The organism is Corynebacterium ammoniagenes DSM 20306, from assembly GCF_001941425.1.
GTDB classification, from domain to species: domain Bacteria; phylum Actinomycetota; class Actinomycetes; order Mycobacteriales; family Mycobacteriaceae; genus Corynebacterium; species Corynebacterium ammoniagenes.
In genome coordinates this window covers 1,195,132-1,206,852 of sequence record NZ_CP009244.1, presented here as the reverse complement: position 1 = coordinate 1,206,852, position 11,721 = coordinate 1,195,132, and the positions used below count along the sequence as shown (strand labels likewise).

The 11,721-nt window shown below is 55.0% G+C and carries 15 protein-coding genes; 2 read left to right on the top strand and 13 right to left on the bottom strand.

The window, feature by feature from the left end; genetic code table 11:
- Positions 1-40: 40 nt before the first annotated feature.
- Positions 41-406, top strand: a complete 366-nt coding sequence (locus CAMM_RS05530; RefSeq protein ID WP_040354372.1) for a LapA family protein — start codon at positions 41-43, stop codon at positions 404-406.
- Here CAMM_RS05530 and CAMM_RS05525 read toward each other — a convergent pair.
- The 5 genes from CAMM_RS05525 to rpsB all read right to left on the bottom strand — a co-directional run bounded on the left by CAMM_RS05525 (position 384) and on the right by rpsB (position 4,470).
- Positions 384-1,226 carry a phosphatidate cytidylyltransferase gene (locus tag CAMM_RS05525; protein ID WP_003845380.1) on the bottom strand — a complete coding sequence of 281 codons (843 nt, stop codon included), beginning with the start codon at positions 1,224-1,226 and terminating at the stop codon, positions 384-386. The genes CAMM_RS05530 and CAMM_RS05525 overlap by 23 nt on opposite strands.
- Before the next feature lie 69 nt (positions 1,227-1,295).
- The gene (frr, locus tag CAMM_RS05520; protein ID WP_003845378.1) at positions 1,296-1,853 is read right to left on the bottom strand and encodes a ribosome recycling factor; all 558 of its coding nucleotides are present in this window, start codon (positions 1,851-1,853) and stop codon (positions 1,296-1,298) included.
- A gap of 39 nt (positions 1,854-1,892) precedes the next feature.
- A complete protein-coding gene (gene pyrH, locus CAMM_RS05515; protein ID WP_003845376.1) occupies positions 1,893-2,579 on the bottom strand; it encodes a UMP kinase in 687 nt (228 codons plus the stop codon).
- 148 nt (positions 2,580-2,727) lie between these two features.
- Positions 2,728-3,540, bottom strand: a complete 813-nt coding sequence (gene tsf / locus CAMM_RS05510; protein WP_003845375.1) for a translation elongation factor Ts — start codon at positions 3,538-3,540, stop codon at positions 2,728-2,730.
- Positions 3,541-3,672: 132 nt separating this feature from the next.
- Positions 3,673-4,470 (bottom strand): 30S ribosomal protein S2, encoded by a 798-nt coding sequence (rpsB, locus tag CAMM_RS05505; protein WP_003845373.1) that lies wholly within the window; start codon positions 4,468-4,470, stop codon positions 3,673-3,675.
- 316 nt (positions 4,471-4,786) lie between these two features.
- On the opposite strand from rpsB, the gene CAMM_RS05500 reads away from it, so the two are divergent.
- Positions 4,787-5,239 (top strand): M23 family metallopeptidase, encoded by a 453-nt coding sequence (locus CAMM_RS05500; protein WP_050759776.1) that lies wholly within the window; start codon positions 4,787-4,789, stop codon positions 5,237-5,239.
- Here CAMM_RS05500 and CAMM_RS05495 read toward each other — a convergent pair.
- The 8 genes from CAMM_RS05495 to lepB (CAMM_RS05460) form a co-directional block, all read right to left on the bottom strand.
- Positions 5,214-6,074 carry a tyrosine recombinase XerC gene (locus CAMM_RS05495; protein WP_040354367.1) on the bottom strand — a complete coding sequence of 287 codons (861 nt, stop codon included), beginning with the start codon at positions 6,072-6,074 and terminating at the stop codon, positions 5,214-5,216. The two genes, CAMM_RS05500 and CAMM_RS05495, sit on opposite strands and share 26 nt — an antisense overlap.
- Positions 6,067-7,230 carry a DNA-processing protein DprA gene (gene dprA, locus CAMM_RS05490; protein WP_003845365.1) on the bottom strand — a complete coding sequence of 388 codons (1,164 nt, stop codon included), beginning with the start codon at positions 7,228-7,230 and terminating at the stop codon, positions 6,067-6,069. The genes CAMM_RS05495 and dprA overlap by 8 nt, the downstream gene beginning before the upstream one ends.
- Positions 7,231-8,781, bottom strand: a complete 1,551-nt coding sequence (locus tag CAMM_RS05485) for a YifB family Mg chelatase-like AAA ATPase (RefSeq protein WP_003845363.1) — start codon at positions 8,779-8,781, stop codon at positions 7,231-7,233. It abuts the gene before it with no gap.
- Positions 8,782-9,138, bottom strand: a complete 357-nt coding sequence (locus CAMM_RS05480) for a YraN family protein (protein ID WP_003845361.1) — start codon at positions 9,136-9,138, stop codon at positions 8,782-8,784.
- Between the two features lie 152 nt (positions 9,139-9,290).
- Positions 9,291-9,596: a DUF2469 domain-containing protein gene (locus tag CAMM_RS05475; protein ID WP_003845360.1), complete on the bottom strand. Its 306-nt coding sequence runs from the start codon at positions 9,594-9,596 to the stop codon at positions 9,291-9,293.
- Positions 9,596-10,267, bottom strand: coding sequence for a ribonuclease HII (locus CAMM_RS05470; RefSeq protein WP_003845357.1), 672 nt, complete (start codon positions 10,265-10,267; stop codon positions 9,596-9,598). The genes CAMM_RS05475 and CAMM_RS05470 overlap by 1 nt, the downstream gene beginning before the upstream one ends.
- The gene (gene lepB, locus CAMM_RS05465; protein WP_003845355.1) at positions 10,268-10,993 is read right to left on the bottom strand and encodes a signal peptidase I; all 726 of its coding nucleotides are present in this window, start codon (positions 10,991-10,993) and stop codon (positions 10,268-10,270) included.
- Positions 10,971-11,699 (bottom strand): signal peptidase I, encoded by a 729-nt coding sequence (gene lepB, locus CAMM_RS05460; protein ID WP_003845354.1) that lies wholly within the window; start codon positions 11,697-11,699, stop codon positions 10,971-10,973. Before lepB (CAMM_RS05460) ends, lepB (CAMM_RS05465) begins: the two co-directional genes overlap by 23 nt.
- Positions 11,700-11,721 lie beyond the last annotated feature (22 nt).

The following is an 11,721-nucleotide window of genomic DNA, read 5'->3' as shown; positions in this document are numbered from 1 at the left end:
TAAGTGGGCAAAACCGGTTTCACCAGATTTAATGAGGGGTATGACTACACCAAACCCCTCCGAGGAATACCACTACACTGAACCAACCGAGGAAGCCACTGCTTCCACCGAAATCGAACCGGCGGTTGAGCAACCAGCACAAGACAAAGCAAAGGTCAGAGGTTCTTTCGCGGCGTCAACCTGGATTGCGTTGATCATCGGATTCATCTTGTTGATCTTGCTGATTATCTTCATTTTACAAAATCAGCAGTCGGTAGAACTTAATATTTTCGCGTGGTCTGGTGAGTTTCCAGCAGGTATTGCCTTTTTGCTCTTTGCCATTGGCGGCGCATTATTTATGGCGCTCATTGGCGGATGGCGCATGTTGGAATTGCGCCGCCAAATCAAACGCCTAGGAAAGAAATAGCCAGCCACGTCACCATCGCTGCCGGCAACATGCCATCGAGGCGGTCCATCAACCCGCCGTGGCCCGGCAGAATATTGGACATATCTTTAATGCCCAGCTCGCGCTTGAACTGAGACTCCACCAAGTCTCCGAGGGTTGCACAGACAACCAAGCCAAGCCCCATGATCACGCCGGCCCAGGCTTCGCGCTCCAGCAGGAAGTGAATGCTCAATGCGCCGGTGACCATGCCAAAGATAATGGAGCCGGCAAACCCTTCCCAGGATTTCTTCGGACTCACGGCCGGTGCCATGGGGTGTGAGCCGAACATGACGCCGGTGATGTAGCCGCCAGTATCGGATGCGACTACACACAGCATGAAGACCAGAATGGACGACGCGCCCTGCGAGGTCGCTGACAACATCGCGGCAAAAGAGCCGAACATGGGAATCCATGTCAGGACGAAAACACCCACTGCGGTATCACGCAGGTAATTAATCGGTGGCCGGTGTCGTCCATTATGAAAAAGTCGGCCAAACATCAAAGCTAAGACAGCAATGACGTAGAACGCAATGAGCCCTTCAGTTTCCAAAGGCCACGAGCTCCACACCATCAGCTGCCCGCCGATGATCATTAACGTGCGTGGCAAGTGATAGGAGTGCTCCCGCAGACGCGTGAGAACTTCCCACATGGCACCAGCCACCGCGACGGCGACGAGGATGTACCACGCCAGCTGTCCGGCCCACATCGCAAAAATTACGAGTGCGCCTAATCCAACGCCAACGCCAATAGCTATGGGGACGTTACGCCCCGCGCTATTTTTCGGTTTTGGCACAGTTTTCATCGTCGCCCTTCGTCAATATGAAAAGTGCTGCCGCATGACGACAGCACCAGGTGAAAGCTTGGTGGAAGACTAGACTTCCATCAACTCCGCTTCCTTGTTGGCAACGAGCTTGTCCACCTGCTCAATGTAGCCGTGGGTGATCTTTTCCATTTCCTTTTCCGCTGCGGCGATTTCGTCCTCGCCAGCATCACCATCTTTTTGCAGCTTCTTCAGCTGCTCCATGGCCTTGCGGCGGATATTACGGATAGCAATCTTGCCATCTTCGCCCTTGGACTTTGCTACCTTGACCAAGTCACGACGACGCTCTTCGGTCAGCTGTGGGATGGTCACGCGCAGAACCTGGCCGTCATTGGTTGGGTTGACGCCCAAGTCAGAGTTACGAATAGCGTTTTCGATCTCGCCCATCATGGACTGCTCATAAGGCTTAATGAGCAGCATGCGTGGCTCAGGAACGCTGATGGAAGACATCTGCGTAATCGGAGTTGGAACGCCATAGTATTCAGCGACAACGCCGTTAAACATCGACGGGTTAGCACGTCCGGTACGAATGGTTACCAACTCTTCACGGGTGTGCTCCACCGAGTTGGCCATACGCTCTTCAGATTCCAGTTGAATGTCATCAATCATGATGTGATCTCCTTATTAATTCGAATTCAATGTAGCAGACTAAGACTGAACCAAGGTACCAATGCGCTCACCGTTGACGGCGCGCGCGATATTGCCCTCCGTGAGCAAATTGAACACCAAAATCGGCATATTATTGTCCATGCACAAGCTAAACGCGGTAGCGTCAGCGACCTTCAGCCCGCGTTCGATGACCTGACGTGGAGTAATTTCATCATAAAGCTCCGCATCCGGGTTCGAGCGTGGATCATCGGAGTACACGCCATCTACGCCCTTCGCCAAGAACAGGACCTCACACCCGATTTCCAGCGCGCGCTGTGCTGCGGTGGTGTCGGTGGAGAAAAATGGCATGCCCATGCCAGCACCAAAGATGACAACGCGCCCCTTTTCGAGGTGACGCTCAGCGCGCAGCGGCAAGTATGGCTCCGCAACCTGTGCCATATTGATGGAAGTCTGAACGCGGCAGTCGACGTCTAGCTGGCCGAGGAAGTCCTGCAAAGCCAAGCAATTCATTACGGTGCCGAGCATGCCCATGTAGTCAGAGCGGGCGCGGTCCATGCCACGCTGGGACAGCTCTGCGCCACGGAAGAAATTGCCGCCGCCAATCACCACTGCTACCTCGGTGCCGGAGCGAGCAATTTCTGCAATCTGACGAGCTACATTTTCTACAACATCCGGATCAATGCCGACTTGCCCACCGCCGAACATTTCACCGCCCAGCTTTAACATCACGCGCTTATAGGCTGTACGACGGCTTTCAGTGGTCACGGGATACGTCTCCTTGATGGTGATTTCGAGTCTGTTCTATCTTACATTAGGCATACAAAAACCCGGCCAGGCGTCTGGCCGGGTTTTTGATATCACATGAGTGACTTTCTTAAGCGCCAACCTCAAAGCGCTCGAAGCCGGTGATGGTGGTGCCAGCTTCTTCAGCAACCTGCTTCACGGTCTTCTTGGAATCAGACAAAGCAGCCTGCTCCAGCAAGACGATGGACTTGTAGAAGCCGTTGAGACGACCTTCAACAATCTTTGGAAGTGCAGCTTCTGGCTTGCCCTCTTCACGAGTGGTTGCCTCAGCAATTTCGCGTTCCTTCTCAACGACGTCAGCTGGAACGTTTTCGCGGGTCAAGTACTCTGCCTTCATCGCAGCGACCTGCATTGCAACTGCACGAGCTGCTTCTGCGTCACCTTCGTAGGAAACCAGAACGCCAACTGCAGGTGGCAAGTCAGCGGAGCGCTGGTGCAGGTAGACAGCAACATTGTCGCCGTCGATGGTCACTGCACGACGTGCCTGCAGCTTCTCGCCGATCTTTGCGGACTCTTCGTCGATCAAGGTGGCAACGTCCTTGCCATCAACCTGAACGGCGTTGAGCTCTTCTGCCGAGTTTGCCTTTGCAGCAGCAGCTGCTTCAGCAATCTTGTCAGCGAAAGCGCGGAAATCAGCGTTCTTAGCAACGAAGTCAGTTTCGCAGTTGATCTCGATCATGGTGTTGCCGGAAACAGCAACGAGACCTTCGGTTGCTTCGCGGTCTGCACGCTTGGAAACGGACTTTGCGCCCTTGATGCGCAGAATCTCGACAGCCTTGTCGTAGTCTCCGCCTGCTTCTTCCAGAGCCTTCTTGCAGTCGAGCATGCCGGAGCCGGTGGTTTCGCGCAGTGCCTTTACATCAGCAGCAGTGTAGTTCGCCATAGTCGGGGCGATCCTCCTTGTTTAATCAAACAATGTTCAGAAAATAGCGTAGCCGATTTTTGTAAGATCTGTCGGCTATGTCAACAACAAGCCCCCGTCACCGTACTCGGCACGGGGGCAAGTCACATAAGCTTATTCAGCTGATGCTGGGTCGGACTCTGCCGCAGCCTCAGCTGCGTCGCGCTCGTCCTTCTCAGCGGTGTCGCCGGCAGCTTCCTTAGCTGCAGCCAACTGACGCTCTTCGCGGGACTTCTTGCCCTCGTCGACAGCGGTTGCGATGATGCCGGTCAGCAACTTGGTTGCGCGGATAGCGTCATCGTTGCCTGGGATTGGGAAGTTGACGTCATCTGGGTCACAGTTGGTGTCCAAGATAGCGACAACTGGAATGTTCAGCTTGTGCGCCTCAGCAACAGCAATGTGCTCCTTGTTGGTATCAACAATCCACAGTGCGGATGGAGCCTTGGTCATCTCAGAGATGCCACCGAGAACACGCTCCAACTTGGTGCGCTCACGGGTCAGCATGAGAACTTCCTTCTTGGTGCGGCCCTTGTAGCCGTCCTCAGCCTGGTCCATTGCCTGAAGTTCCTTCATGCGCTTCAGACGCTTGGAAACAGTCTGGAAGTTGGTGAGCATGCCGCCCAACCAACGGTGGTTGACATATGGCATGCCAACGCGAGTTGCTTCTTCAGCAACTGCTTCCTGAGCCTGCTTTTTGGTACCAACAAACAAAACGGTACCGCCGTGAGCAACGGTTTCCTTGACGAACTCGAATGCTTCATCGATGTAGGTCAGGGTCTGCTGCAAGTCAATGATGTAGATGCCGTTGCGATCAGTGAAGATATGACGACGCATCTTTGGGTTCCAACGACGGGTCTGGTGACCAAAGTGCACACCAGCGTCGAGGAGCTCGCGCATGGTTACAACTGCCATGTTTCGCTCGCTTTCAGTTTCGGTTTTGTACAATTATTTGTGCGGTTTTGCCGCACCCTGGCTGCGAAGCTATCCCAATCAACACCCGGTTAAGGGACCTTGTCGATGAGTTGTCTTCGCCGCGCGAAGTCAGCATGTTCTTGACACACTGCACGCCTGAGTCTAGACAGAACTACCCCGCTTATCAAACCGACATGCGCTCTGTCCACAATTTTTTGGTGAAGCATAAACAACTAGGCCAAGTTCTCCACAACTTCGCAGTGCTTGTCGATGCTCCCCTAGACCCTTGCCACTGTTGCACACAAGAATTAAGGCCATGAGGAAATGCTGGCTGTTATTAGTCCCTTTACTACTTGCATGGGTGGATCCCACTACTGGTGCGTCATACGCCAGCGGTGTGCTGCGCCCGTATGACCCACCGGCACAAAACTGGTTGCCCGGGCACCGTGGAGTGGATCTTCGCCTAGACATTGGCGAAGAAGTACTCGCTGCCGGCGATGGGACGGTGGCGTTTGTGGGCGTGGTCGCCGGAACCCCGACTGTCTCCATTCAGCATGAGGAGATTAGAACCACGTATCAACCAGTACACGGGTGGGTCAGCCAGGGTGAGGTAGTTCGGGAAGGCGATGTCATCGGCAAGCTGGGACATCCCTTCGATGATGCCCCAGGGCTTCATTGGGGTGCTAGAACGGGCAAAGACCAATATATGAACCCGCTGTCGTTGCTGACTCCGACTATCCGCCTTAAGCCCGTGGATGAGCTTGATTAAAGACTTTCTTGAGCCGTTCAGACGTCACGTGCGTGTACACCTGCGTGGTTTGCAACGAGGAATGGCCCAGTAATTCTTGCACCACGCGTAAATCTGCCCCGCCTTCGAGCATGTGCGTGGCTGCGGAGTGGCGCAGCGCGTGCGGTGAGACCTGCCCGGCAGCTTCCACGACGCGACGCACCTGGCGCTGATCGATGCGCCCACCACGGGTGCCCACGAATAACGCAGATGGGTCCTTCGCCATCTCAGCCCGGCGCGCCAGCCACAGATCGAGTGCCTTTTGCGCGGCTTGCCCGTAGGGAACGACGCGTTGTTTATTTCCCTTGCCCAAGACGCGGATGGTTTGCCGAGACGAGTCTATGTCTGACAGATCGATGCCCGTCAGCTCCGAGACGCGCATCCCTGTGGCATAGAGCAATTCCAGCATTGCGGCATCACGCAAGGAATGGAGCTCGTCGACGGAATGGGCATTTCCCATCGCCGTGGCTGCTTCTTGTTCGTTCAGGACTTTCGGCAGCTGCTTCGGGACTTTGGGGGTCGAAAGCTTGGCTGCTTCATCGGTGCGCAGGTATCCCTGTTTCACCGCCCAGGTAGAAAAGGCTTTAGCCGCAGCGGTGCGCCGTGCCAGCGTGGAGCGAGCTTTGCCCGCTGCTACAGCTGAGGCGAGCCAACTGCGCAGGTGCGCGAGGTTAAAGGAAGCAAAGTCTTCTGTGGTTTGTGCCAAGTCGAGCAGGTCTGAGGTATAGCCTTTGATGGTCGCTTCAGACCTGCCGAGCACATACCGTTGGTGCTCGGCGAAGTCGTAGATAGCTTCCACCATTTGAGAACTACTCATGGTTTAAGAGTTTAATCCACCTTTTTCCTTCCCTGCGAATAAGCGTGTGCTTTTCTAAGACCACCAGCAAGTGAACTACCAACGGGATGCGCATTCCGGCGTCGCGGGCAATGTCTTCGGCGGTATGGCCATCGTGAAGCGGAACTGCGTCGTAGACTTTGAGCTCATTTCGCGACAGTGCCTGCACGGGGTTCGCTGCAAAGTCCAGCTCATACTGCGCCCCGGCATCGGCATCACCAACCCGGCTGATAAGTTCGCGTACCTCTTCCCCACTGGCTACCAACTGAGCTCGTCCTTCTTGGATTCTTTGGTGACAGCCCAGCGAGCCAGGAGTAGTAATCGGCCCGGGTACCGCCATGGTGACCTTCCCCAATGCTTCTGCCCAATTGAGAGTATTGAGCGCTCCAGAGCGAAAAGCTGCTTCGACGACCACGGTGCCTGCGGTCATTGCTGCCACGAGGCGATTGCGCGAGAGAAAGCGGTGTCGTTGCGGCGTGGTGCCCGGCGCGAATTCGCTGACGATAGTGCCGGTGCGGGCAATGCGCTCAAAAAGCGGGGCGTTACGCGCGGGATAGTCATAATCAATGCCACATGCGGCAACCGCAACGGTAGGAGTTTGCATCTCCAAGGCTGCGCCGTGAGCGACGGTATCAACCCCGAGTGCACCACCGGAGACGATGGTCCATTGGTGTTTGGCTAAGTCAGCGACCACCTTTCGGGTTGCTTGGGTGCCATACGGGGTGATCGCTCGCGTGCCGACGACGGCGACAGATTGCGCTACTGTTTCTTTCAGTGGCCGTCCTTTAACCCACAGACATTGCGGGGCGATGGCTTCTTTACCAAAGGTGGCTGGGGCTTCTGAGTTGTCATAAAACCTAAAAGCCGAGTCGAAGTCGGGCCATTCGGCACTATCTGGGGTGATAAGACGAGCACCGACCTGCTCAATGGTGTCGAGGTCTTCTTGTTGGCGCAACCAGTCCCGGCGCGCGGCGGATTCCTGCAACAGAGGGCCTACCCAAGCCTCCTGGTGGTAGATGCCATGGGCCACCTTCTCTACTGGGTGTTCGACAAGTAAGTTCGCGAGGTTTCGTGAGGGTGGTTCAACGACGCGGTTGATATACACCCAGGCTTGTTCCGGTGTGTCATTGAGAAACATCTAAAACCCCTCCCCGCGCAGACTCAAGGCTTGTGCAATGTGGTCCAAACCTGGGGAGTCTTCGCCCTCTAAGTCGCACAAGGTCCACGCCAGTTTCAGGCAGCGGTCTACTCCGCGTTGAGATAGTTGCCCTTCGGCGAGATAAGCGCTGACTAGTGCCATCGCGGTTTCATCGGCCGCGCAGTGTCGGCGAAGATATGTCGACGGCATGGCCGCATTGTGGACTACTGATAACCCGTGAGTTTTCCAGCGATAGGCCGCTCTTTCGCGAGCAAGGGTCACACGGGCGGCAATGGTTGCGGACGATTCTTCATCCGTGGTGTGCAATAGCGCTTGTTGGCTGGACAATTCCAACACGATATCCAAGCGGTCGCGCAATGGGCCGGAGATATTGCGCAAGTAGTCTTGTCGCGCGGTAGACCGGCACACGCACTTGGAGGGATCTTCGGCAGCACACCGGCAAGGGTTAGCGGCCATGACCAACTGAAATCTAGCGGGGTAGGTAATTTCTCGTTGGGCACGGGCAAGGCGGACTTCGCCGTCTTCTAAAGGTGCGCGCAGGCCATCGAGAACAGCTGGGGAGATTTCACTGGCTTCATCTAAAAACAACACCCCATTGTGCGCAAGACTTACTGCCCCGGGGCGTGGGTTGCCATAACCACCGCCAAGTAGTGCTGGACGTGACAGCGAGGCATGCGGGGAGATAAACGGCGCATGTGCGATGACATTGCCCATCGCCCCAGCAAGGGAATGAATAGCCGTGGATTCCACAGATTGCGCCGTGCTCAGCTCCGGCAGGATGGACGGGATGCGCGCGGCAAGCATGGATTTTCCGGAGCCGGGCGGGCCGATCATCATCAAATGGTGCCCGCCGGCGGCTGCTACTTCTACGGCAAATTTCGCTTCGTGCTGGCCCGCGATTTCTGCGAAGTCCATAAGCTGCTGGCGCGGAGGTGGCGGCTCATGGGACGGAGTTTTAAGAACCGCCGTGCCGCGCAGCCAGTCAAATACTTCACGTAGGTTGTGCGCGATAAGAACCCGGACGTCTTTGACAAGTTGTGCCTCAGCGGCATTTCCAGGTGGAATAACTAGCGTGCGAAAGCCTTGTTTATGGGCTGCCACCGTGGCCGATAACAGCCCTGGCACTGGACGAATACTGCCATCGAGTCCGAGCTCTCCAAGAAAAAGCGTGTTGGCGATTTTCTCTGCAAAGGATTCAGTACCCCAGGTGGCATAGCCATCGGCAGCTAATTGCTCATCTTGAGCCTGCATGCCGGCCAATAAGATGGCCACGGCCAAGGGGAGGTCAAAATGCGAGCCAGACTTTGGCAAAGATGCGGGAGAAAGCGAGACCACGATCTTGGTTTTCGGCCACGATAATTTGGAATTGATAATGGCGGTCTTAATGCGCTGACGGGATTCACTAATGGCGGTATCGGTTCGCCCCACCACGTGGATACCCGGCAGTCCGGGCCCGATATTCGCTTCAATGTCTACGATGTGCGCGATGACGCCTTCTAAAGCGAAGGTCTTACATGATGCTAAAGCCACCTAGCTCACCGCTTCGAAATGTTCGAGCTCAAAGGACATGCCCTTAACTTGCAATGCGATGACATCAAAGCGGACTTCCGACAAGGGCCGGCCATTAAGCCACTGCACCGCAGCTTTTCGCATGCGCGCCATTTTGCGTGGAGTGACGGCTTCAGCAATTCCATAGGCAGCGGTGGTCCGAGTCTTGACTTCCACGAAGACAAAGACGTTGTTTTCGCGGACAATGAGGTCAATTTCGCCCACTGCGTAATTCACATTCGCGGCAATGACTTCCGCCCCGCGCGAGCGATAATAATCGGCGGCGAATCGTTCCCCGCGTTTTCCTAAGGCTGATTTTCTGGTGGTTTTATTAATCATTGAATTCTTTCGTGTTGCCATATTTACTGGTCAAATCCAGTTTCCGGCAGCACAAGGCTGGAACTCAATGAGTGATACATCTACAAAACGCAAAACTGTGGATAACTCACCGTCACGGCGAAGTTATCCACAGAATAAGAAGCAACAGCTGATTACTCAGGCAAAATATACTCTGGTTTGTCGAGTTCTTCGATGTTGACATCCTTATAGGTAATCACGCGCACATAGCGAACAAATCGCGCAGACCTATACATATCCCACACCCAGGCATCTGACATACGCACTTCGTAGTACACATCCGGGCCGTTGGTATGCGGGATGAGTTTGACGGCGTTAGCGAGGTAGAAGCGGCGCTCGGTTTCCACGACATAGGAAAACTGGCTAACCACGTCGCGGTATTCGCGGTAGAGGGACAGCTCAACTTCTGCCTCGTAGTTTTCCAGTTCTTCAGCGCTCACTATTTTTCTCCTTCGACGATGCTGGGGTTTACTTTAGTCATTTCGAACTCCAAATGCGCGTGCGCCACGTTGGAATAACTCATCCGATGAATCGCAGTTGCTCCCAGTGTCTTAATCGCTTCTGTATGCACCGCGGTGCCATATCCTTTGTGCTTGCCCAATCCATAGCCAGGGTACTTTTCCTCGAGTTCTTCCATGATGTGATCCCGGGAGACTTTCGCAAGCACGGAGGCGGCAGCGATGCATCGAATAGCGAAATCGCCCCCGACCACCGGCAAGTACGGCGCGGTAAACCCGGAGACTTTTAACGCATCAGTGAGGATATAACGCGGGCGCACCTCCAGGCGTGCCACTGCGCGGCGCATGCCGGAGACATTGGCGTGCTGAATGCCGTGCTTATCGATGTCCCCGGGGTCAATGTGCACGATGGAATAAGCCAAAGCGTTGCGTTGAATGGCTGGGAAAAGCTCTTCACGCTGCTTGGCAGACAACTTTTTACTATCGGTTAAAGTAGCCAGGCTCGGAATGATTTTCTCCGGCAAAATACACGCAGCAATGGTGATCGGACCTGCGCACGCACCGCGGCCTGCTTCATCAACCCCTGCCACCGGGCCCAAGCCAGCTTTGGACAGCGCTACTTCATAGGTGCGCTTTTGGACCAGCTTGCGCACCTAAACCGTCTCCGAAGGTACAGAGTGGAATCTCGGATAAAATACCGCGCGCACGCGCCCTTTCACGTTGGAAACCGGAATGGTTCCTTGAAGCTTATCGCCTAGGTGATACCGCGAATCCAAAGAATTGGTGCGGTTATCGCCCATGACAAAAAGGCTATCTTCGGGCACCGTGAGAGGACCAAAGTATTCCCCACCGCAGGCTGCCGAGCCGGTTTGCGGGCTTACTTCCATATCTGGTGGGTATTTAACAAAAGAGTCATTGGTCTCTGCGCCATTGACCATCACGCCAGGGTCATCTTCTAGGCACTGCACGGTATCGCCTTCGGTGGCGATGACGCGTTTGACCAAAATATTTTTGGTATTAGGCCGCAGTCCTGCGGCAGCGACGAGGTTTTGCATCCCGCGCACCATGACATTAGAGGAACGGTCCACGCTAAAACCGACATTCCACGCATCTGGGCCTTCAAAGACCACCACGTCACCTGGGTCCGGATCGGAGAAATAGTAGCTGAGCTTTTCGACGAAGATGCGGTCATTGGTACAGCCCTCACAACCGTGCAAGGTCGGCTCCATCGACGCAGAAGGAATGACATAAGGCCGGCCGACAAACGCTTGGGTGCCAATGAGCAAGACAAACGCTAGGACAATGATGAGGAAGGCTTCCCACAACAGTCCCCAGCTGCTTTGTGGTGGCTCAGAACTAGCCTTGGATTTCTGGGTCATCGACTCCACCGATACGGCTGAATGGGTAAAAGACCAAGGCTACCTTGCCGCGAACATTGTCCAAAGGGATCGTGCCCTGATACTCATCAAAAGAGTGCGCCCGTGAATCCGCCGAATTGGTGCGGTTATCGCCCATCACGAAAACATTTTCATCAGGCACGGTAATCGGCCCGAAGTATTGTCCACCACAAGCTTCCGAGCCAGTGGTCGGATCGATGGGATAGGTCGGAGGGCTTAAGACATACGACTGATCAATCGGTTCGCCATCCACCATGACTGCCGGGTCGCCTTCTTGGCATTCGACGGTTTGTCCACCGGTTGCTACGACGCGCTTGACCAAGTTGTTCTCATTCGGCGGGGCGAGCGAGACATAGCTCAAACCTTCTTGGATAGCTGCCAGCACGCTGTTATCGGAACGGGGAGATTCCCATCCCGCATTCCACGATGGTGTTCCTTCAAACACGATGACATCGCCAGGTTCAGGATCCGAGCCGTAGTAGCTGATCTTCTCCGTCAAAATGCGGTCATTGGTGCAGCCCTCACAACCATGCAGCGTCGGCTCCATCGAGGAGGAAGGAATGACGTACTGACGACCAACAAACGCCTGAAGGAGGCCAACAACCGCTAAAACCACCGCCACGATCAGGAGGGTTTCAACTATCCATGGCAACTGCTTCTTGTCGCTCTCAGCGCTATTGTCTTTCACCCCGCCGATCGTAGCAGCCTTT

Coding starts and splice junctions, on each gene's coding strand:
- CAMM_RS05530 (WP_040354372.1), top strand. CDS start 41: ATGACTACACCAAACCCCTCCGAGGAATACCACTACACTGAACCAACC.
- CAMM_RS05525 (WP_003845380.1), bottom strand. CDS start 1,226: ATGAAAACTGTGCCAAAACCGAAAAATAGCGCGGGGCGTAACGTCCCC.
- frr (WP_003845378.1), bottom strand. CDS start 1,853: ATGATTGATGACATTCAACTGGAATCTGAAGAGCGTATGGCCAACTCG.
- pyrH (WP_003845376.1), bottom strand. CDS start 2,579: ATGTTAAAGCTGGGCGGTGAAATGTTCGGCGGTGGGCAAGTCGGCATT.
- tsf (WP_003845375.1), bottom strand. CDS start 3,540: ATGGCGAACTACACTGCTGCTGATGTAAAGGCACTGCGCGAAACCACC.
- rpsB (WP_003845373.1), bottom strand. CDS start 4,470: ATGGCAGTTGTAACCATGCGCGAGCTCCTCGACGCTGGTGTGCACTTT.
- CAMM_RS05500 (WP_050759776.1), top strand. CDS start 4,787: ATGAGGAAATGCTGGCTGTTATTAGTCCCTTTACTACTTGCATGGGTG.
- CAMM_RS05495 (WP_040354367.1), bottom strand. CDS start 6,074: ATGAGTAGTTCTCAAATGGTGGAAGCTATCTACGACTTCGCCGAGCAC.
- dprA (WP_003845365.1), bottom strand. CDS start 7,230: ATGTTTCTCAATGACACACCGGAACAAGCCTGGGTGTATATCAACCGC.
- CAMM_RS05480 (WP_003845361.1), bottom strand. CDS start 9,138: ATGATTAATAAAACCACCAGAAAATCAGCCTTAGGAAAACGCGGGGAA.
- lepB (WP_003845355.1), bottom strand. CDS start 10,993: ATGACCCAGAAATCCAAGGCTAGTTCTGAGCCACCACAAAGCAGCTGG.